Annotated in this window: 24 protein-coding genes and 1 pseudogene; 15 read left to right on the forward strand and 10 right to left on the reverse strand. The window is 69.2% G+C overall.

What is annotated here, in order from left to right; all coding sequences use genetic code 11:
• Window positions 1-58 precede the first annotated feature (58 nt).
• Window positions 59-262: a hypothetical protein gene (locus Dsi01nite_RS48115; RefSeq protein ID WP_203853204.1), complete on the reverse strand. Its 204-nt coding sequence runs from the start codon at window positions 260-262 to the stop codon at window positions 59-61.
• Between the two features lie 182 nt (window positions 263-444).
• Here Dsi01nite_RS48115 and Dsi01nite_RS48120 point away from each other — a divergent pair, with 182 nt between their 5' ends.
• From Dsi01nite_RS48120 to Dsi01nite_RS48140, 5 genes are all read left to right on the forward strand, one after another.
• Window positions 445-906, forward strand: a complete 462-nt coding sequence (locus tag Dsi01nite_RS48120) for a hypothetical protein (RefSeq protein ID WP_203853205.1) — start codon at window positions 445-447, stop codon at window positions 904-906.
• 129 nt (window positions 907-1,035) lie between these two features.
• Window positions 1,036-1,446, forward strand: coding sequence for a hypothetical protein (locus Dsi01nite_RS48125; RefSeq protein WP_203853206.1), 411 nt, complete (start codon window positions 1,036-1,038; stop codon window positions 1,444-1,446).
• A gap of 93 nt (window positions 1,447-1,539) precedes the next feature.
• Window positions 1,540-2,223: a DUF4240 domain-containing protein gene (locus Dsi01nite_RS48130; protein ID WP_203853207.1), complete on the forward strand. Its 684-nt coding sequence runs from the start codon at window positions 1,540-1,542 to the stop codon at window positions 2,221-2,223.
• A gap of 83 nt (window positions 2,224-2,306) precedes the next feature.
• Complete coding sequence (locus Dsi01nite_RS48135) at window positions 2,307-2,957, forward strand: chloramphenicol phosphotransferase CPT family protein (RefSeq protein ID WP_203853208.1); 651 nt, start codon at window positions 2,307-2,309, stop codon at window positions 2,955-2,957.
• A gap of 216 nt (window positions 2,958-3,173) precedes the next feature.
• On the forward strand, window positions 3,174-4,094 hold the full coding sequence (locus Dsi01nite_RS48140; RefSeq protein WP_203853209.1) for a carboxypeptidase-like regulatory domain-containing protein: 921 nt from the start codon (window positions 3,174-3,176) through the stop codon (window positions 4,092-4,094).
• An 89-nt stretch (window positions 4,095-4,183) separates the two neighbouring features.
• On the opposite strand, the gene Dsi01nite_RS48145 is transcribed toward Dsi01nite_RS48140, so the two are convergent.
• Window positions 4,184-5,098, reverse strand: a complete 915-nt coding sequence (locus Dsi01nite_RS48145) for an AraC family transcriptional regulator (protein ID WP_203853210.1) — start codon at window positions 5,096-5,098, stop codon at window positions 4,184-4,186.
• A gap of 138 nt (window positions 5,099-5,236) precedes the next feature.
• Here Dsi01nite_RS48145 and Dsi01nite_RS48150 point away from each other — a divergent pair, with 138 nt between their 5' ends.
• A complete protein-coding gene (locus tag Dsi01nite_RS48150; RefSeq protein ID WP_203853211.1) occupies window positions 5,237-5,647 on the forward strand; it encodes an organic hydroperoxide resistance protein in 411 nt (136 codons plus the stop codon).
• A 136-nt stretch (window positions 5,648-5,783) separates the two neighbouring features.
• Here the strand turns inward: Dsi01nite_RS48150 and Dsi01nite_RS48155 are convergent, their stop codons facing one another.
• From Dsi01nite_RS48155 to Dsi01nite_RS48165, 3 genes are read right to left on the reverse strand one after another with little or no spacing between them, the layout of a single operon-like run.
• Entirely contained in the window at window positions 5,784-6,674 is an 891-nt protein-coding gene (locus tag Dsi01nite_RS48155; RefSeq protein ID WP_203853212.1) for a PhzF family phenazine biosynthesis protein, read from the reverse strand.
• Window positions 6,674-6,841 (reverse strand): carboxymuconolactone decarboxylase family protein, encoded by a 168-nt coding sequence (locus tag Dsi01nite_RS48160; protein WP_203853213.1) that lies wholly within the window; start codon window positions 6,839-6,841, stop codon window positions 6,674-6,676. Before Dsi01nite_RS48160 ends, Dsi01nite_RS48155 begins: the two co-directional genes overlap by 1 nt.
• Window positions 6,841-7,128, reverse strand: a complete 288-nt coding sequence (locus tag Dsi01nite_RS48165; RefSeq protein ID WP_239136851.1) for a winged helix-turn-helix transcriptional regulator — start codon at window positions 7,126-7,128, stop codon at window positions 6,841-6,843. The genes Dsi01nite_RS48160 and Dsi01nite_RS48165 overlap by 1 nt, the downstream gene beginning before the upstream one ends.
• A 164-nt stretch (window positions 7,129-7,292) precedes the next feature.
• Here Dsi01nite_RS48165 and Dsi01nite_RS48170 point away from each other — a divergent pair, with 164 nt between their 5' ends.
• Window positions 7,293-7,604, forward strand: a complete 312-nt coding sequence (locus tag Dsi01nite_RS48170) for an EthD family reductase (RefSeq protein WP_203853215.1) — start codon at window positions 7,293-7,295, stop codon at window positions 7,602-7,604.
• A gap of 494 nt (window positions 7,605-8,098) precedes the next feature.
• On the opposite strand, the gene Dsi01nite_RS48175 is transcribed toward Dsi01nite_RS48170, so the two are convergent.
• Window positions 8,099-8,563, reverse strand: a complete 465-nt coding sequence (locus tag Dsi01nite_RS48175; RefSeq protein ID WP_203853253.1) for an SRPBCC family protein — start codon at window positions 8,561-8,563, stop codon at window positions 8,099-8,101.
• Between the two features lie 59 nt (window positions 8,564-8,622).
• Window positions 8,623-8,808: a hypothetical protein gene (locus Dsi01nite_RS48180; RefSeq protein WP_203853216.1), complete on the reverse strand. Its 186-nt coding sequence runs from the start codon at window positions 8,806-8,808 to the stop codon at window positions 8,623-8,625.
• Between Dsi01nite_RS48180 and Dsi01nite_RS48185 the strand changes: the two genes are divergently transcribed.
• The 3 genes and pseudogenes from Dsi01nite_RS48185 to Dsi01nite_RS48190 all read left to right on the forward strand — a co-directional run bounded on the left by Dsi01nite_RS48185 (window position 8,801) and on the right by Dsi01nite_RS48190 (window position 9,543).
• Complete coding sequence (locus Dsi01nite_RS48185) at window positions 8,801-9,010, forward strand: hypothetical protein (protein WP_203853217.1); 210 nt, start codon at window positions 8,801-8,803, stop codon at window positions 9,008-9,010. The two genes, Dsi01nite_RS48180 and Dsi01nite_RS48185, sit on opposite strands and share 8 nt — an antisense overlap.
• A gap of 63 nt (window positions 9,011-9,073) precedes the next feature.
• Window positions 9,074-9,124 (forward strand): annotated as a pseudogene (locus Dsi01nite_RS57945) (hypothetical protein); the annotation flags it as partial.
• A 41-nt stretch (window positions 9,125-9,165) separates the two neighbouring features.
• Complete coding sequence (locus Dsi01nite_RS48190; RefSeq protein WP_203853218.1) at window positions 9,166-9,543, forward strand: sigma-70 family RNA polymerase sigma factor; 378 nt, start codon at window positions 9,166-9,168, stop codon at window positions 9,541-9,543.
• 92 nt (window positions 9,544-9,635) lie between these two features.
• Here the strand turns inward: Dsi01nite_RS48190 and Dsi01nite_RS48195 are convergent, their stop codons facing one another.
• Complete coding sequence (locus tag Dsi01nite_RS48195; protein ID WP_308442143.1) at window positions 9,636-10,676, reverse strand: iron-containing redox enzyme family protein; 1,041 nt, start codon at window positions 10,674-10,676, stop codon at window positions 9,636-9,638.
• Window positions 10,677-10,834: 158 nt separating this feature from the next.
• On the opposite strand from Dsi01nite_RS48195, the gene Dsi01nite_RS48200 reads away from it, so the two are divergent.
• Window positions 10,835-11,071 (forward strand): CDGSH iron-sulfur domain-containing protein, encoded by a 237-nt coding sequence (locus Dsi01nite_RS48200; RefSeq protein WP_239136853.1) that lies wholly within the window; start codon window positions 10,835-10,837, stop codon window positions 11,069-11,071.
• Between the two features lie 231 nt (window positions 11,072-11,302).
• Here the strand turns inward: Dsi01nite_RS48200 and Dsi01nite_RS57950 are convergent, their stop codons facing one another.
• A complete protein-coding gene (locus Dsi01nite_RS57950) occupies window positions 11,303-11,548 on the reverse strand; it encodes a spore photoproduct lyase family protein (RefSeq protein WP_239136855.1) in 246 nt (81 codons plus the stop codon).
• 283 nt (window positions 11,549-11,831) lie between these two features.
• On the opposite strand from Dsi01nite_RS57950, the gene Dsi01nite_RS48210 reads away from it, so the two are divergent.
• From Dsi01nite_RS48210 to Dsi01nite_RS48225, 4 genes are all read left to right on the forward strand, one after another.
• Window positions 11,832-13,013, forward strand: coding sequence for a zinc-dependent alcohol dehydrogenase (locus tag Dsi01nite_RS48210; RefSeq protein WP_203853220.1), 1,182 nt, complete (start codon window positions 11,832-11,834; stop codon window positions 13,011-13,013).
• A gap of 371 nt (window positions 13,014-13,384) precedes the next feature.
• Complete coding sequence (locus Dsi01nite_RS48215) at window positions 13,385-13,996, forward strand: hypothetical protein (RefSeq protein WP_203853221.1); 612 nt, start codon at window positions 13,385-13,387, stop codon at window positions 13,994-13,996.
• Window positions 13,997-14,170: 174 nt separating this feature from the next.
• The gene (locus tag Dsi01nite_RS48220) at window positions 14,171-15,127 is read left to right on the forward strand and encodes a methyltransferase (RefSeq protein ID WP_203853222.1); all 957 of its coding nucleotides are present in this window, start codon (window positions 14,171-14,173) and stop codon (window positions 15,125-15,127) included.
• An 11-nt stretch (window positions 15,128-15,138) separates the two neighbouring features.
• Entirely contained in the window at window positions 15,139-16,272 is a 1,134-nt protein-coding gene (locus tag Dsi01nite_RS48225) for a carboxylate-amine ligase (RefSeq protein ID WP_203853223.1), read from the forward strand.
• Window positions 16,273-16,285: 13 nt separating this feature from the next.
• On the opposite strand, the gene Dsi01nite_RS48230 is transcribed toward Dsi01nite_RS48225, so the two are convergent.
• Window positions 16,286-16,900, reverse strand: coding sequence for a type III effector protein (locus Dsi01nite_RS48230; protein WP_203853224.1), 615 nt, complete (start codon window positions 16,898-16,900; stop codon window positions 16,286-16,288).
• Between the last annotated feature and the right edge of the window lie 90 nt (window positions 16,901-16,990).

Consider the following 16,990-nt stretch of genomic DNA (forward strand, 5'->3'; position numbering starts at 1 on the left):
GCGCGTACATCGCCCAGCCGCGCTGGCTTCGACCTGCCCTGTGCTGCTCACACCTTGATCAGCGCCAGGCGCTCCCCGCCAGCAGCGGCCACTGGCGCTCGACGCGCACACGCTGGTGGTCAAGCTCGGCCACAGCCGTTTCGTACTCCGGCCAGACCAACTCCGCCGGCAGACCGCAGCGCAGCGTCCGGACCACCGACGCGGCGGCGGCCCGCAGGCGCCGTTCGATCACGCCAAGCCGTTCGCCGTTCGCCGCCGTCATGATCCGGCACGATAGCTGGCCGCCCAATCCGGGTCCCGCTGCCCGCCACCTGACCGGGCAGCACCTGTCCGCCACGACATGGTCGCCGTCGACCGCGACGGTGAAGTGCGCAGCGACAAGGTCAAGTGTTCGTCACTCATTCCGGTAGGGGATGCTGGTCACAGAGCGATAGACTGATGTCCGTGTCCTTTGCCTGGACGTTCGCGATCTTCATGTTCGTGCTCTCGATGCTCGCGATCACGCGATTCTGGGTTCCGGAGAGATGGCGCGGCCGTGAGCGCCAATACACGGCGCTGACGGCGGGAATCGGTGCAGTCTTCGCGGCGGCCGCGGTGCTCGGCTGGTCCGGCTGGCTCATGACGTTGCTGGGTGCCGGGATGTTGGTGCTGTCTGTCCTCGCGGTCACGCGTATCTGGACGCCGCCGAGACTTCGCGGATTCGAATTGCCCCTCGCGGTGCTGTCGGTCGGGTTCGCTGTGGTTCTCATACCCGCCGGTGTGTACCTGCAGACCGGCGATGAGATGCACGGCGCGGTGCCGACCCTGCTGCTCACCGGCCTCGCCGTCACCGTCGCGGGCCGGGTCTTCCTGGTGCGTCGTGAGCGGCGACTGCGTCGGCTGAATGGCACCAACCCGCTCGCGTGACGCTCTGCGGGATCCAGGTTCCCTAGGACCTAACTGATCCGTCGCCGTGGGTCCTGTAGCCAGCGGCTCGCGGCGCTGGAAGCAGTCGCCCGGGCGACGGGGGTCGCTACGCGCTGCCGGGCACTGCTGGTGGACGGGCGTTTCTGGTACCCGCGCTTCCCCCGGCTGCGCCATCTCGTCCCCACAGAAGTGCTCCTTGCCTGGCCCGAGTTCCATCTCGACCAGCAGTGGGTGTCCACGACCGAACTGTTCGGCTCTGTCGAGCAACTCAGTGCCAGCGGTGGCGGCTTCACCAACCGCGGCGGGGAGACGCTCTTTGATGCGGTGACACGCACCGCCGTGGACTGGGACGGCGTCACCAGCACACCCGGCACCTGCTCGGCATGTGACCTGTCCGCGGCGGTCCTTGCCGACCTCGGCCATTTCGGCTCCCGGGATCAGCTGTTCGCGAGACACGGCCAAACCATGTGTTGGGGAGCCCGGACCCTCACCGACCCGATCCTGAACCGCTGGACGGCGGGGCACGATCAGCGACGCTGACGTCGATGGACGATGCCGCGAGCAGCGATCCTGGTGGCCGGGCGTTCCGCTCGCGGCCGATGAGCGTGCGGCTCGTACGACATAATGCGGCACATGGATCTTGCCGGATTCTGGGCGCTCATTGAGCGCTCAACGCAGGAGAACACCGATCCGATCGAGCGAGGCGACTGGCTCGCAGCGGCGCTGACCGGGCTCGCGGACGAAGAACTGATCGACTTCCAGGACCATCTCGACGCCCAGACAGATAGGGTGAGCGGCTGGTTGATGTGGCACGCGGCCAGCCTGATCCAGGATGGGTGCGGCGATGACGGCTTCAGCGGGTTCCGCGCGTGGCTGGTCGGCCTTGGTCCCGCCGTGGTCGACCGTGTTGCCGACGACCCTGACCGGCTCGCTGACCAACCAGAGGTGCAGCGCCTGGCCGGCCGGCACCCGCGCACGTGGGCGGAACAGGAATGGCCTTACTGGGAGGAATTGGAGTTCGTTGCCGTCCATGAGTACGAACGCCGGCACGGTGACAGCGCGAGTATCTACCACGCGCAGACGTCCCGGCCGACCACCGCCGAGCCACTGCTGCGGCCCGTCGAGGAAGAACGCTGGGATCACCACGATCCGGCAGAGTCCCATCAGCGGCTGCCGCGACTCGCCGCCATGTTTCCACAGTCCGGTCCGTCCCAGGCCACGCAACTCTCCCTCATGCAAGCGAAGGAGGGAGAGTCCGCAGAGTCCGGCCGAACTTTGGCCGACTTCTTCCGCAGGACACCGCCCAGGACTCCGTGACGAACGAGCACTCACGCCGCCGTGCAAGCGCGTGACCCGCAGTTGCCACGTGAGAGATCCGGTCAGCCGAAAGGATCACGTTCATGACCGAGCCGCAGGACAACCAGCACGGACAGATCATCTTCCTCAACGGCACCTCCAGCGCCGGCAAAACCACCCTCGCGCAAGCAATCCAGGAAGAAAGCCAACAGCCGTACCTGCTCGCGGGCATCGATTCCTTCTTCGCGATGGTGCCCGAAAAGTGGGGCGGCGGCCGGGCAGGCCCACTCAGCCGCGACGGGTTCTACTACGACGAATCCGAGATCGACCACGACGGGTCGCCGCTGACCGTCATCCGCTACGGCGGCACCGGACGGCGAATGTTACGGGCCATGCACGCATCCATCGCGGCGCTCACCGTGGCCGGCAACAACCTCATCATCGACGAAATGCTCCTGGCACCTGAGCTCCTCACCGACTGGTTGGACACGCTGGCCGGATTGGACGTGCTCTTCGTCGGCGTGCACTGCCCGTTAGCAGTACTCGAGAACCGCGAGCGCGAACGGGGCCGCCGCAGCCGCCCCGGCCTGGCCCGCGGACATCTCCGCGCCGCCCACTCCCACGGGCACTACGACCTTGAGGTCGACACCAGCACCGCCCCAGCCGCCGAACTCGCCAAGGCCGTGCTCACACACCGCGAAACCGGGCCAGCGCCCACAGCCTTCACCGCACTACGACAGGATCCCCACCACTGACCAGCTGCCCAGGAACACTGGCTCACGACCTCCGGCAGCGACATCACCGGTCGTGGAACCGTGAGCCCTGACGCCCGAGTCTGTGCGCCCCGCCCGCCGCACCATCAGGCAGAGAAGCGCTGCGCATCGTGTGCGCTGACCCATCGTTTCGGGACAGCGGGTTGGCCGACAGGCACGTATGCTGCCGCAGCCAACCGGATCGCATCAAGGAGCCCAGTGAACAGCGCTCATCCCTTCAGGCGGCTTCTGCTGTCCGCTGCCGCGGTCGTCGCCGGTGGCATCGCGTCAGTCGGCCTCGTCGGTCCGAGCCCCGCCGTGGCGGCAGCCCTCCCCGACCTGCGGGTCACCATCATTGTCGCTCCGGTCAAGGCGACCTACGCCGTCGGTGACGCCATCACTACCACGTTCACCATCGTGAACGTGGGTGCGGCCACCGCCAAGAACGCGCGTATTCAAGGCGGTAGCGAGAAAGGCGTCGACCGCAAGACCGATCCACCGAGCGATCAGTTCGACCTCGCGCCAGGCTCGAGCCGCTCTATCGTCTGGGCCGGCACGGTCGACCAAGCCGCGGCCAAGCAAGGCTTCGCAAACGGCGGTTGGTCGGTCACCAACGACGCGGGCGAGGCCAACCCCGACGACAACACGGGCAAGTTCCACATCGACGTGCCCGGCGCCTCGGGCGTGCTCAGCGGCAAGGTCTTCGTGGACGTCAAGGGCGACTTCGACAACAGCCAGCCCGGCCTCGCCGGCGTCACCGTCACCGTCACCGACACCGCGGGCAAGACCGCCGGCACAGCCAAGACGGGCACAGACGGCACGTTCACCATGACGCTCCCGGCCGGCGTGTACCTGTTGAGCGTCGCCGGCTGGAAGATCGAAGGCGAGAACTCCCCAAACGCGCAGGTACTCGGCGACCAGACGGCGCGCCTCTTCCTTCCCCTGGTGCCCGGCGGCCACCAGGCCGAGCCCACCCACACCGCCGCCCCTGCGCCGTCCAGCAGCTCAGTCCCTGGGCTCCCGGTCACCGGCAGCCAAACCGGTCTGACGCTTATCGCCGGCGCCACCGTGATTGTCGTCGGCGCTGTCGCATTCTTCGCGGGCCGGCGCCGGCGCCGCCGGTTCGTCCTCCCGGATTGACGTCCCTGAGGTGCGGAGATCCCGGTCAGGCGACCCGGCACTCCGCACCTCCACACCCGCCCCGCCTCGGAGAGGCCGGCGGACGGGAATTACCTTCGCGAGTGCTGGCGGTACTGGCCAGGGGCCAAGCCTTGCTCACGTTTGAACGCCTTGGCGAAGGCGAATTCGGAGGCGTATCCGGCGCTCTGCGCTATGGTCTGCACCGCTTTGTCAGTGTCGCGCAGCACTTGCGCGGCCAAGGTCATCCGCCACCAGGTCAGGTAGCCGAGCGGTGGTTTGCCGACCAGTGAGGTGAACCGGCGGGAGAAGGCTGCCCGCGACAGCCCGGCCTGCGCGCCCAGCGCTTCGACTGTCCACTGCCGGGCGGGTTCCTGGTGGATCAGGCGCAGCGCCGCGGTGATCGCGGGATCGGCCAGCGTCGCGGCCCAACCGGTGGCCGGGCCGCCCTCGGTCCGGTCGGCGAGCCAGGCCCGCAGGATGTAGAGCAGCATCATGTCCAGCAGCGCCGAAACGACGGCTTCGGTGCCGTGGCCGGGGTGGGCGATCTCGTCGCCGAGCAGGTTGACGGCAGCGTGCAGCGGCGAGCGGTTGCCGAGGCGAGCCGGGAGGTGAATCACCTCGGGCAGTTCCTGGAACAGTGGATGCGGCCGAGTCTGGTCGAGCGTGTAGGCGCCGCACAACAGGATCGTGGCGGCGCCTTCGCCGTCGTCGGCGCTCGGCGCCACCTCCGGCAGGGCGGCCGAGGGCGCGCCCGCCAGCGGCCTGGACAGGCTGTCGGCCAGCGCGTGCCCACAACCGTGCGGCAGGCACACCACATCGCCCGGGCCCAGCGCGATCGGCGCACCCTCCGACGGGATCAGCCAGCACGTCCCTTCCAGCACCACGTGAAAGCCGGCCCCCGAGAACGGCTCGGCCCGCACTCCCCACGGGACACGTTTGCGGATCTCGGCGGAATGTGGCCGCCCCGTGCGCATGACGCGGATGGCGTCACTGAGTACGTCCATCGCCAGATCGTATCGCCCAACGGCACCGATCGAGACGATCAGACATGTATCGAAGACCTAGAACCATGGAGAGCGGTCTTTGATCTCCATACGGTGAATGCGGTCAACGTTTCGGTCTGTCTACCAGAGGGGCAAGACATGAGCCACTACACCGCCGTCGCGACCGCCACCGGCCGCGACGGCCGCGCCTTCAGCTCGGACGGCAAGTTGGACGTCACGCTCGCCCTCCAGAAGGAGTTGGGCGGCACCGGCGACGGCACCAACCCCGAACAGTTGTTCGCGGCCGGCTACGCCGCCTGCTTCGCCACCTCGATGCAGCTGGTGGCGCAGAAGAAGAAGATCGACGTCTCCGGCATGTCGGTCACCGCTGAGGTCGGCCTCGTCCCGAACGGGCAGGGCGGCTTCCGTCTCGAAGTCGTCCTGCGGACGAAGCTGCCGGAGAGCCTGCCGCGGGAAGCCGGTCGCGAGCTCATCGAGGCCACTCACCAGGTATGCCCGTACTCCCACGCCACCCGCGGCAACATCCCAGTCGAACTGCTCGCCGGGTAACCGCCGCCGCCGGAGTCCCAGATGCAGGTCGCGTCGTTGGCCCTGCCGACAAGAGCCCTGCCGACAAGAGCCGTGCCGGCAAGAGCCGTGCCGACCGGGCCCTGCCGCGTCCGCCGGTCACGATCGTGGCATCCGCTCATCGCCAGGGAAGGTGGCCCGACGGCGCCGGTGCACGGAGATCGATGGGCGGGCCGACGTCGACCACTGCGCCGATGCTGGCGACGATGCCGGATCCAGTACGTGTCGCGCTGGCGAGAATCGACGACGGCCTCCGGAGCGTGTCGCCCTGCTGAACCTCGATTTCGCCACTGCCGGACGTGTCGAGCAGGTGGGCGGCAAGGCAGCCGACACTGTTGGCGTTCGCGATGTCCTCGTTGACGCCGATCGCGGGGGCGAACATGCGGGCCGCGGCCGTTCTTGCGGTCGGCGCCAGCACGTAGGCGAAGCAGCCGAGATACCCGAACCGGCGACACTCGGTTGCCAGCCGATCGAAGTCGGGCTGCATGGACAGCAGCGTCAGGTGATCCCGGACGGGGACGAGCAGTCGTGGCGTGCCGGGCGAGGCGACCCGCACGTCGGCGGCGATGTCCGCTCGTTGCAGGTCGAGGGCCGCGATGATTCCGCCGGCAGTGGCGTCGGCGTGGTCCGCCAGGGCGATGACGCCCTGGTCGAACCAGACTTCGATGCCGTTGTGGCGGCGGATGGCGGTCGTGGCGAAGGTGCGGCCTGCGGTGCGCAGGCTGCCGTGGTGCTCGGTGGCGCCGCTGCGGTGCAGCAGGACGGCTTGCGCGGCGATGATGCCATGGCCGCAGTTCGTGAGCTCCCCGGCGCTGGTGAAGAAGCGCACCGTCGGCGCGTCGGCTGTGCCGGTGTCGATGAACGCGGTGTGGGAGGTGCCGGTCCTACGGGCGATGGCGTGACGGTCGTCGTCGGTGAGTGTGGCGTCGTCGATCACGACCGCGGTGGGGCTGCCGCCTTCCCCATCGCGGGTGCAGGCGTTCACCACGGCCATCGGTGGGCCGGCCATCAGGCGGCCGTGACACGGTTGGCGAAGACCAGCACGTGGGCGCCCCACTCGTATTCGCAGCCGCGGCGCGCACAGGTTCGCAGGATGACGATCTCCCGCTCGCGGAGTGTCAGGGACAGGAAGCGGCCGGGTTCGTATCCGCCCCACTGGCTCATCGCGACGGTCATCAGTCCCTGCCGTCCTCGCTCAGGGCCGAGGCCCACGCGTCGGACCAGCGGGCGAGCGGGCGCAACGCCTGGAACACGCCCCGGCCCAGATCGGTGAGCGCGTAGGCCGCGTCCGGCTGCTGGGCGACGAGCCGGGCGTCAAGGAGTTCGGTCAGCCGTTGCCGTAGGACGCTGGAGGACATGTCGTCGCAGCGCTGCCGCAGCGCGCGGAACCCGATCGGCCCGTGCTGCAGCTCCCAGACGATGCGCAGGTTCCAGCGGCGGCCGAGGAGGTCGAGGGCGGCCATGAGGGGTCGTCCGGTGCTCGATCCGCGTACGGGCCGGCCCGGCCTGGGTACCGTCATCGCCTGTGCCGCCCCTCTTGATGCTTCGATCTTCGATACAGTAGCGTCCGGGGAGTTGATTCGATTTCCGAAGCGGCGGGGTGGCTTTCCCGTAGACGGAGGTTGTCATGCACAAGCTGGTTGTCCTGTATCCCGAACCCGCCGATCCCGACCACTTCCGCGACTACTACGTGACCAACCACCTCCCGCTGGTCACGCGCCTGCCCGGCCTGCTCGCGTGGCGCTACAGCTTCGACGTGGCAACGACGCGGGGTCAGACGCCGTACTTCGCGGTCTTCGAAGCCGAGTTCGCTGACGCCGCGGCAATGACCGCGGCGAGGGCGTCTCCGCAGGGCCGGCAGGTGACCGCCGATGTCGCCAACTATGCCACCGGCGGTGTGGTCGTCATCGACTATCCGGTGCGACACGGCACCGGCTGATTCCCTATCGGAGATCGGGTGTCGAGGCCCGGCTTGATCGGTCCGGACCCGGACTCGCGGCGGGCCGGCTGTCCAGGCCTGTCCAGGATCGAGGGCCGTGCGGCGAGGTCTTGGCAACAATGAGCCCTCCACAGGTAGTTCGGAGGGAAAACGTGACGCTGATTGGCGCTTCGCCCTGCAAGATGTGCGGAGGTGGGCCGACCGTGAACGTGACGTTCAAGTCGGCCGTGGTGATCCTGATCGCCGTTCAGATGTCGACCCGGGTCGTCGGGACGTTCGTCCGCTCCCCCGGGCGCCGCTTCGGATGGCATTGATAGCGGGGGCAGGTTAGCCGTCCGGCAGGCGCGTGCGAGCAGCACCGACCGTGGTCCAGGTGCCGCAGCGAAAGGCGGCACGCTCTCTCCCGATGCGGTGCGGATGGCGTCGGAACGCACATGCTGCCGACCGACGAGAGGGCCGGCCGGCAGCATGACTACCTCAGTGAGCCTGATGGGTTACTGACCGGGCCGGGGCACGTCGCCGCGCCACTCACCGCTCTGGCTGCCGCGCTGCTCAATGAATTCCTTGAACCGCTTGGTGTCGGCCTTCACCTGCAGGCTGTCGGCGCCGACAGCGGCGCCGGCCTTCTCCACGATCCCTTCCGGTTCCCAGTCCAGTTGAACGGTGACCCGGGTCTCGGTGTCGCTGAGCCGGTGGAATGTGACCACGCCGGCATGGCGGGTGTCCCCACCGACACTCTTCCAGGCGATCCGCTCGTCCGGATGCTGCTCAGTGATCTCCGCGTCGAACTCTCGCTGCACACCCCCGACCTTCGTCACCCAGTGCGTGTGCGTGTCATCGAGCTGGCGGATCGCATCGACCCCGGACATGAACTGCGGAAACGACTCGAACTGCGTCCACTGGTCATACGCGGTGCGCACCGGCACGCGCACGTCGACGGTTTCGGTCACAGTGCTCATAGCGTCCTCCTTGACGTCGTACCGAACACCTCCCCGGCGGATGCCTGCAGAAACGTCAGCTATGTCACCCACCGATGCTGCATCCGCAGCGCCGCCGTAACCGGAACGCGCTCGGACACGACCGCGACCCGGACGAGCGAAGCGTCTGCCGCCGGGCCGAAGACGCGGTCGCGCCGGCCCAGTCCGACAACGCTGTCCGCCTCCGACACGCCGGCATAGACCAGAAGGTCAGGTTCGATGTTCATCGTTCCCACGTTCCCTGCTTCGGTGTCACCGTTGCCCACCGCCAAAGTGAGCCGGCTGACTCGGACGAAGCCGGGTTCGCGGGCGGAGACCGACGCGGTCGCTTTGTCGCTGCTGGCCGTGCTGGCCGATCTGCCGGCTGACAGCCCGGACCGGCCCAGGGTCCGCAGCCGGCTGATCGAGCTGTATGTGCCGATCGCCTAGTACCTGGCGCAGCGGTTCCGCAACCGCGGCGAGCCGATCGAGGATCTCATCCAGGTCGCCTGTGTGGGCCTGATGCGGGCAGTGGACGGCTTCGACGCGTCTCGGGGCACCGCGTTCCCCTCCTACGCCGTACCGATGATCACCGGCATGTTGAAGTGGCACTTCCGCGACAAGTGCTGGGACGTGCGCTCGACGCCACCGAGGAAGCGATCATCGAAGCGCTCGAAGCCGGATCGGCCTACCGGGCGCTGTCCTTGGATGCGCCGGCGAAGGGCGACGACCAGACCGGCACCGAGCTGGGGTCCATGATCGGGCAAGCCGATGCCGACGTGGAGCTGGCCGAGGCGCGCGAAGCGCTGCGCCCGTTTCTCGCGCAACTGCCGGGCCGGGAGCAGAAGATTGTCACGATGCGACTCTTCGGTGGCTGCACCCAATCACAGATCGCCGCACAGCTCGGAATGTCACAGATGCACGTTTCCCGGCTGTTGGCCGCAGCGCTGGCCAGATTGCGCGCTGGCCTCCTCGCCGACTGAGTGAAAGACCCGCATCGAGCTGCGCGCCGCACGGCTCCGTGGGGCGTGCGGAGGCGCCGAGCGCACGGGCTGCGAGAACGGGCCGTTGCTGTTCAGGCGCCGAGCGCACCGACGAGCAAGCGGCCGCTGGAGGGCATCTGATCCCGCAGGGAGCTTTCCCCTGCGGTCCAGCGGCCCAGAACGTGCTCGCTGAACCGCGCGTCGAGGGCGAGCGCGCACGCCGCGCCGAACAGCACTGTCGGGGCCTGGTCCGGTTCTTCCGCGCAGAACGACCCGCACAGGTCGTGCGCCGCGATCTGCTCGTGCACCGCGTCCGCCTCGACGTGTTCGTCGTAGAAGCGGGTCGCGTCGGCGTTGCCGCCGAGCCGGCGCAGGCCGTTGCCGTAGCGGCGGTTCGGCAGTGACGAGGTCATCTCGAACACGGCGAGATGTCCGAGAATCGCCCCGCGCAGCCGGCGGTGCAGGCCGAACAGTGACATGAGGTTGTTGGTGGCGAGGGTGACGGCGGGTACGGCGTCGAGGTAGGAGCCGTAGGTGTCGTCCAGGCCCAGCTCGCGCATCGTGACGCGGAACAGCTCGGCGTGCATGCGGGGCAGCCGGCCACCGCCGTACTCGTCGGCTTGGATCTCCACAAGCGCGGCCTTCGCCGGGCCGGCCAGCCGGGGAATCGCCCAGGTGTGCGGGTCGGCCTCGCGCTGGTGGTAGACGGACCGGTGCGTGACGAACTCGCGGAACTGCTCGATCGTCGCTCGGCGGGCGAGGAACTTGGACAGCGACGGCCCTTCGTCCTGCTCGACGAGTGCCGTCAGTGCTGCCGGCACGGCACGGGCCGACAGTGGGGAGGACATCGGCACCAGGCGCCGCAGCTCGGACTCGAAGCGGTCCTCCGCGGTGCGGCGCAGCGCCAAAAGGCTGGGATCCCACTCCCACCGGTCGTCGACGTCGTCGAAGCCTCGGTAGTGCAGTTCGTAGCACAGGTGCAGGGTGAGCTGCAGGTCTTCGTCGGTGAACGGGTCACCGCCAGCGGCCAGATCACGGCCGAGGCCGACAGGCAGGTCACGTGCGGCCCCGGTCAGCGTCCGCACCAGCCTGGCGGAAACCGGACCTCGAGGGGTGGGGAGCAGCATAGTCATGGAGTTCCCTTATTCGGGCTGGTTAGACAGCATCTCTCGGGGAAACCGCTGGGCTCCGAGTTCACCACCGTCGGTGGTGGGGGCAGCGCTAGCCTCGAACATGCCCGCTGGACACCACGCCGCAGTTTGCTCTACCGGTCAGCGGGCACCCCATGGGCATGGATGATCGCTCCGCCTCCGTCACCGTCTGCGAGGACGGGCCGCTGCTGCTGCGTGGCCCGTTCACGCTCCGCACGCAGGACGGCGCAGTCGTGGACCCCGGCCGCGCCACCGTCGCGCTGTGCCGCTGCGGCCGCTCCGCGATCAAACCGTTCTGCGACGGCACCCACAAGGCGGTCGGGTTTCAGGCGCCCAGCGCACCGACCGGCGAGCGCCCCCTGTCCAGCGAGGACTGACCGGCCTTCCAACGCTGCAGCACGTGCCCGGCGAAGGCGTGCATGTCAGAAGGCGTACCGGATGCGGCAGTACGGGGTGCGCTCGCCGATCAGCGCACGCAGCGCGGCGACGTAGCCGCCCTTGGCGCCGGTGCGGTACCGCACGTTGACGAAACCCGTTCTCGGAGCGTTTCACCTGTTGCAGGTCGGGGCGCCAGATCAGCTCCTCGGCCTTCGGGTGCCAGCCGAGGTTCACCTCGTGCAGGGCCCGGTTGTGGGTAAGACCCGCGCGGTCAGGGACTTCTTGACCCCCAGCACGAGCGCCTCACGCTTGATCCGCACCCAGCGGTTGACGTTGGTCTCGTCGCCGTAGAGCTCGGGGATGCGATTGTGGCTCTCGACCTCGACCAGGTGCGCGTCGGGGAACCGGGCCGGCACCTCCCGGCCGCGGGGCAGCTCCGCGGCGGCGGGCTCGACGTAGATGCGGCGGATGTCCACTGCCCGTGCAGGGCATCACCGGTGGGGTCAGCGGCGAAGACGATGCCGTCGTGCGGCGCGATCGCTTCACGGGACAGGCCCGCCAGTCGCATCAGCGGACCGACCAGACGCAGCACTCCGCTGCCCCGGGCCCGGACCGTACCGACGTTTCGGGAGGCATGCACGCCGCCCCGGTCTGTGCAGGCGACAGCGCGACGCGGCCAGCGGCGGCGTTTCCGCCGCTCACCGCCGGGTAGCCGACAGAGGAGCGGCGACTTGACTGCGTCGAAGTCGGAGGAGTGCAGTGAAAGCGGTTGTGTGGCACGGCAAGCGGGACGTCCGAGTCGACACGGTGCCGGACCCGGTCATTCAGGAGTCCAACGACATCATCATCCGTGTGACGTCCAGCGGAATCTGCGGTTCGGACCTGCACCTGTACGAGGTGCTCGGCCCGTTCATGGAGAAGGGCGACATCCTCGGGCACGAGCCGATGGGCGTCGTGGAAGCGGTCGGCTCCGCGATCACCCACCTGCGGGTCGGCGACCGGGTCGTCATCCCGTTCAACATCTCCTGCGGGCACTGTTACATGTGCGACCAGGGACTGATGACGCAGTGCGAGACGACACAGGTGCGCGCTGAGGGCAAGGGCGCGGCGCTGTTCGGCTACACCCGCCTCTACGGGCAGGTGCCGGGCGGTCAGGCGGAGTACCTGCGGGTGCCACAGGCGCAGTTCGGGCCCGTCAAGGTGCCGGACGGCCCGCCGGACGACCGGTTCGTGTACCTCTCCGATGTGCTACCGACGGCGTGGCAGGCGGTGCAGTACGCTGCGGTCCCAGACGGCGGGACCCTTGCGGTCCTCGGCCTCGGCCCGATCGGCGACATGGCCACCCGGGTCGCCAAGCACCTGGGATACCGCGTGATCGGCGTCGACCTCGTGTCCGAACGCATGCAACGGGCCCGCGCCAACGGCGTCGAGGTCCTCGATCTCACCGCGCACAACGACGTTGCCGAGTCGATCCGAGACCTGACCGGTGGCCGCGGCGCGGACTCCGTCATCGACGCCGTCGGCATGGAGGCACACGGCTCCCCTGCCGGCAAGCTCGCACAGACGATCGCGGGCCTGCTGCCAGACGCGGCCGCGGCGAAGCTGAGCGAGAAGGCCGGCGTGGACCGGCTCGGCGCTCTGCACCTCGCCATCGACGCGGTCCGCCGCGGCGGCACGATCTCCCTGTCCGGCGTCTATGGCGGCAACGCCGACCCGATGCCGATGATGGAGATGTTCGACAAGCAGATCCAGCTGCGCATGGGCCAGGCGAACGTCAAGCGTTGGGTCGACGACATCCTGCCGCTGCTCACCGGCGACACCGACCCGCTCGGCGTAGACACCTTCGCGACTCACCGAGTGCCGCTGGACGGGGCGCCGGAGGCCTACCAGAACTTCCAGGAAAAGAAGGACGGCACCGTCAAGGTGCTCCTGCGGCCATAGCCGTTCCATTTGGACGGCCGATACCCGGCAGGCGCTGCTGCAGCGCCTGCCGGACGCTGTGGTCCTTGGACGGTGCCCTCGTCATTGCTTCAAAGCCCTGCTCGGAGAGCGAGCCGCTGTCGGGCAGGCCGTCGGCGATGAGGGCGATGGCGCTCCAGCGGTCGATGAAGTCGCCGCGAGGGCCGACCCGCAGGCTGCCCGGACCGGCTCGGGGATCCGGATGCCGAACGCGACGTACGGGTACTTTGACCTTGCGTCGATTTTTGCGTCGAATCTACCAGCGGCAGCAAGATGTGGAAGGAAAGGACCATCAGCTGCCAGGATCTCCCGCAGCACCAGGCTCGCCGTCAGCCTCACTGAAGAGGTGCTACATGGACCTGCAGGACACCTCCGACCAGACACCGCTGCAACAGATCACTCAACGCGTCAGCCAGCAACTACACGGCCGGGGGATCCTTGCTCCAGACTGGCTTGTTCAGGCGATCGTCGAACAGCAGCTCGCCGCCAGCCCCTCAGCGGCAATGGACGTGAACAACCTCGACGCCGCCGCCACCGCGGCGCTGTCGACGACGATCGCGGAAACCGTCATCACGGAAGTGGCCGACGGCCCGTCCACGCAGGAGTCCATTGCCGACCCCGCGGTGCTGGACTTCGATGAAGCCGGTCGGCTCATCACGGCGCTCGGCGTGACGACCCACTGCGCGTTGATCAACGCGAACCAACTGCAGCCGGCGCTGGGGGCGATCTTGGGCCGTACGGCGAGCTGCATGATGACCATCGGCTCAGCTGTTCAGGATGCGTATCGCGCCGGCGACTCGGCACTCCTGCTTCCAGCGGGGGCACTGGAGCTTGCCCGCCAAGCACTGTCCAGCTCGCTGACCGAACTGCATGCCGGCCGATGGACCGTCGTCGGCGGCGAGGACGCTCGTACCGCGGTGCTGGTCGTTCTGCAGGACACACTGTCCCGGCTCATAACAACCTGAGCCGACGATTGCTGCAGCGCCATGCGCTACGCATCGACACCATCGCACACGACCCGTAGGTGCTGTCACCACCAGTCCGGCGGAATTCGGACCTCGGGGGCTGGCGAGGAGCATGGCGATGGAGTTCCCTCATTCGGGCTGGTTAGGCGATGTGCGTGTGGGAAACCCGAGGCCATGACCGCCGCCACCGAGACGCTGTCGCAGCGCGACACCGCCCTGCGGCAGTTGGGCGTCGCGTTGAAGTCCGCCGGCTACGAGTTCACCACCGTCACACCCGCCACACACGAGCGGATCAACCACCGTCCCGGCAACGACCGCGCCGGCAGCCTGCGCGACGTGCTCGGCTGGAGCCGCCCGTTCGATGCCGGTCTGCTGCCTGACGACATCGTGACGCTCATGGACGCCGCAGGCGTGCTGGGACGCGACGGCGACGTGTGGCGCAGCCTGGTCCGGTGCTCCACCTACGGCGGAGAGCTGTTCTTCCACTCGGCGTTTCCGCCGTCGGCGCCGGAATCGGTGTTCTTCGGGCCCGATACGCACCGCACGGCCGACGCCGCCCTCGCGCACCTGCGTGCACTGCCGCGCCAGCCGCGCCGGGTGGTGGAGGTGGGCTGCGGGTCGGGTGCGGTGGCGGTGACGATCGCCAAGCACGCCCCGCAGGCGGAGGTCGTCGCGGTCGACATCAACCCGGCTGCCGTGCGGTTCGCCCGGATCAACGCGGCGATCGCCGGCACCCGGCGGGTCGAGGTCCGGCACAGCGACCTGCTGGACGGCGTTGACGGCACCTTCGACCTGATCGTGTCCAACCCGCCGTTCATGATCGACCCCGAGGGCCGGATCTATCGCGATGGCGGCGGCCCGCACGGCCACGACCTTCCGCTGTCGATCCTCGGCGCGGCCGTGCTGCGGCTGGCGGCGGGCGGCTCGCTGGTGCTGTTCAGCGGCACCGGCATCGTCGACGGCGAGGACCCGCTGCTGGCGACGGCCGCGCACCGGCTGGCCGACACGGACCTGCGCTGGACGTACCGGGAAATCGATCCGGATGTCTACAGCGAGAACCTGGACAGTCCCGCCTACGCACACGCGGAACGCATCGCGCTCGCCGTGCTCACCGCGACCCGGCCCTCCTGAAAGGCGCATCGATGTCACTGACCGCATCCGGTCCGGCGGCCGTCGCCGGCACCATCGCCCAGCAGCGGCTCACCGTGGGGGTCGAGGAGGAGTTCCTGCTGCTGGACGCCGGCACCGGCCAGAACACGCCACGGGCGGACGACGCCCGGGCAGCGCTCATCGACGAGGCGCGCGCGCTGAGCCGGGTCGAGTTCCGGCGCAGCATGATGGAGATGGTCACGCCCGTGTGCACGTCCCTGCCCCAGCTACGCAGGCACCTCGCCGGCAACCGGTCCGCCGCCGCGGCCGCCGCCGCGTCGGTGGGCGCCGCGCTGGTGCCGGTGGGCGCCACCCCGGTCGGCGAGCCGGACCGCACCGTCGAGGACACCCCGCGCTTCCACGCCATCTCCCGGCACTACGGCCCCATCGCCCACGACCCCGCGCTGTGCGGCTGCCACGTCCACGTCGGCGTCCCCGACCCGGAAACAGCCGTGCAGGTCTGCAACCATCTGCGCCCGTGGCTGCCGGTCGTGCAGGCGCTCTCGGCCAACTCCCCGTTCCACGCGGGCGCGGACACCTGCCACGGCAGTTGGCGCAGCATCCAGATGGAGCGCTGGCCGAGTCTGGGGCCGTCGCCGTTCCTGGAGTCGGTCCAGCACTACGAGCGGACCGTGGCGGAGCTCGTCGCCTCCGGCGCGATGCTCGACGCGACGATGGTGCTGTGGTGGGCGCGGCCGTCGAGTCGCTACCCGACCGTGGAGGTCAGGGTTGCCGATGTCTGCCCCACCGTTGAGGACACCGTCCTCATCGCCGGTCTGGTCCGGGGACTGGTCGCCACCACGCTCACCGACATCGCGGCGGGCCGGCCGGCGCCGCGGGTACCCAACCACCTGCTCCGGGCGGCGCACTGGGGCGCGGCGCACAGCGGCCTGGACGGCACCCTGATGGACGTGCGACGGCGGGCGGCGCGACCGGCCTGGGAGATGGTCGACGAGCTGCTCGCCACCGTCGAGGCGGCGCTGGTACACCACGGCGACCGGGACGTCATCGCCGGTGAGCTGACCCGGCTGCGGGTCGAGGGCAACGGCGCGACCCGTCAGCGGCGGACGTTCGAGCGGGCCGGCGACCTGCCGGCGGTGCTGCGGGAGCTGGCCGTGCGGGCCTGACGGCGCCGGCGTTCTACTGCCTGTCGCGGCGTTGCTGGGTGTGGCGGAGCACCTCGTCGGTGCTGGCGGTGACCTGGTCGATCCGCTGCGCCAGCGCGGAGTGTCCGCCGAGGTGCTGCCGGACGGCGACGAGCAGGGCCGGTAGCGCGGTCGCGTCGGGGTCGGCGAGGGCGCGGTGCAGCCGGTCGAGGTCGGCGGTGGCGCCGGCGGGCGCGTTGCGCAGTGCGGCGACCTGCCCGGCAAGGCTGCGCAGGTCCGCGGTGTTGTCGGCGGTCCACTGCGCGACGGCGCGCACGCCGGCCCGATGGTCCCGCTCAGCGCGGACCCTGTCCTCGCGGGTCCCCGCTCCGTTGCCGGCGGTGGGCGCGGCCCTGAGGTAGCGCCGTTCGGCGGCCTGTCGGCTGGCCACGCCAAGCGCGGGGGCGAGGGTCTGCCAGCTGACCCCGGCCCGCCGGGCAGCAGCAATGAGGTCGGGCTCGATGGCCGCGAGCTGCTCCTGGACCGACCGGAGCAGCACCAGCGCCTCGAGGACGGCGTCGGCATCCACCGCCGTGCCGTCGTCGGCGCACCGCTCGGCCACCGCCGTGATTGCCGCGACGGCCGTGCTCAGCGCGTCCCGTCCAGCCATACGGACCTCCGCTCTCCATGACGTCATCGTTTCGTTGACTTCGCGCTTGTCATCGTTCCGATGACGTGTTACAACAAACCTATCGCGCAT

The organism is Dactylosporangium siamense, assembly GCF_016862795.1.
In the GTDB taxonomy this organism is placed as follows: Bacteria; Actinomycetota; Actinomycetes; order Mycobacteriales; family Micromonosporaceae; genus Dactylosporangium; species Dactylosporangium siamense.

Excerpts from the sequence above, each read along its gene's own strand:
- Dsi01nite_RS48160 (WP_203853213.1), bottom strand. The coding sequence starts at position 6,841 with ATGACCGTCGCGATGAGCCAGTGGGGCGGATACGAACCCGGCCGCTTC.
- Dsi01nite_RS48135 (WP_203853208.1), top strand. The coding sequence starts at position 2,307 with ATGACCGAGCCGCAGGACAACCAGCACGGACAGATCATCTTCCTCAAC.
- Dsi01nite_RS48215 (WP_203853221.1), top strand. The coding sequence starts at position 13,385 with ATGGACCTGCAGGACACCTCCGACCAGACACCGCTGCAACAGATCACT.
- Dsi01nite_RS48155 (WP_203853212.1), bottom strand. The coding sequence starts at position 6,674 with ATGGCCGGCCCACCGATGGCCGTGGTGAACGCCTGCACCCGCGATGGG.
- Dsi01nite_RS48195 (WP_308442143.1), bottom strand. The coding sequence starts at position 10,676 with ATGACTATGCTGCTCCCCACCCCTCGAGGTCCGGTTTCCGCCAGGCTG.
- Dsi01nite_RS48145 (WP_203853210.1), bottom strand. The coding sequence starts at position 5,098 with ATGGACGTACTCAGTGACGCCATCCGCGTCATGCGCACGGGGCGGCCA.
- Dsi01nite_RS48185 (WP_203853217.1), top strand. The coding sequence starts at position 8,801 with ATGTTCATCGTTCCCACGTTCCCTGCTTCGGTGTCACCGTTGCCCACC.
- Dsi01nite_RS48150 (WP_203853211.1), top strand. The coding sequence starts at position 5,237 with ATGAGCCACTACACCGCCGTCGCGACCGCCACCGGCCGCGACGGCCGC.
- Dsi01nite_RS48130 (WP_203853207.1), top strand. The coding sequence starts at position 1,540 with ATGGATCTTGCCGGATTCTGGGCGCTCATTGAGCGCTCAACGCAGGAG.
- Dsi01nite_RS48175 (WP_203853253.1), bottom strand. The coding sequence starts at position 8,563 with ATGAGCACTGTGACCGAAACCGTCGACGTGCGCGTGCCGGTGCGCACC.
- Dsi01nite_RS48200 (WP_239136853.1), top strand. The coding sequence starts at position 10,835 with ATGGATGATCGCTCCGCCTCCGTCACCGTCTGCGAGGACGGGCCGCTG.
- Dsi01nite_RS48220 (WP_203853222.1), top strand. The coding sequence starts at position 14,171 with ATGACCGCCGCCACCGAGACGCTGTCGCAGCGCGACACCGCCCTGCGG.
- Dsi01nite_RS48170 (WP_203853215.1), top strand. The coding sequence starts at position 7,293 with ATGCACAAGCTGGTTGTCCTGTATCCCGAACCCGCCGATCCCGACCAC.
- Dsi01nite_RS48115 (WP_203853204.1), bottom strand. The coding sequence starts at position 262 with ATGACGGCGGCGAACGGCGAACGGCTTGGCGTGATCGAACGGCGCCTG.
- Dsi01nite_RS48165 (WP_239136851.1), bottom strand. The coding sequence starts at position 7,128 with ATGGCCGCCCTCGACCTCCTCGGCCGCCGCTGGAACCTGCGCATCGTC.
- Dsi01nite_RS48230 (WP_203853224.1), bottom strand. The coding sequence starts at position 16,900 with ATGGCTGGACGGGACGCGCTGAGCACGGCCGTCGCGGCAATCACGGCG.
- Dsi01nite_RS48180 (WP_203853216.1), bottom strand. The coding sequence starts at position 8,808 with ATGAACATCGAACCTGACCTTCTGGTCTATGCCGGCGTGTCGGAGGCG.
- Dsi01nite_RS48225 (WP_203853223.1), top strand. The coding sequence starts at position 15,139 with ATGTCACTGACCGCATCCGGTCCGGCGGCCGTCGCCGGCACCATCGCC.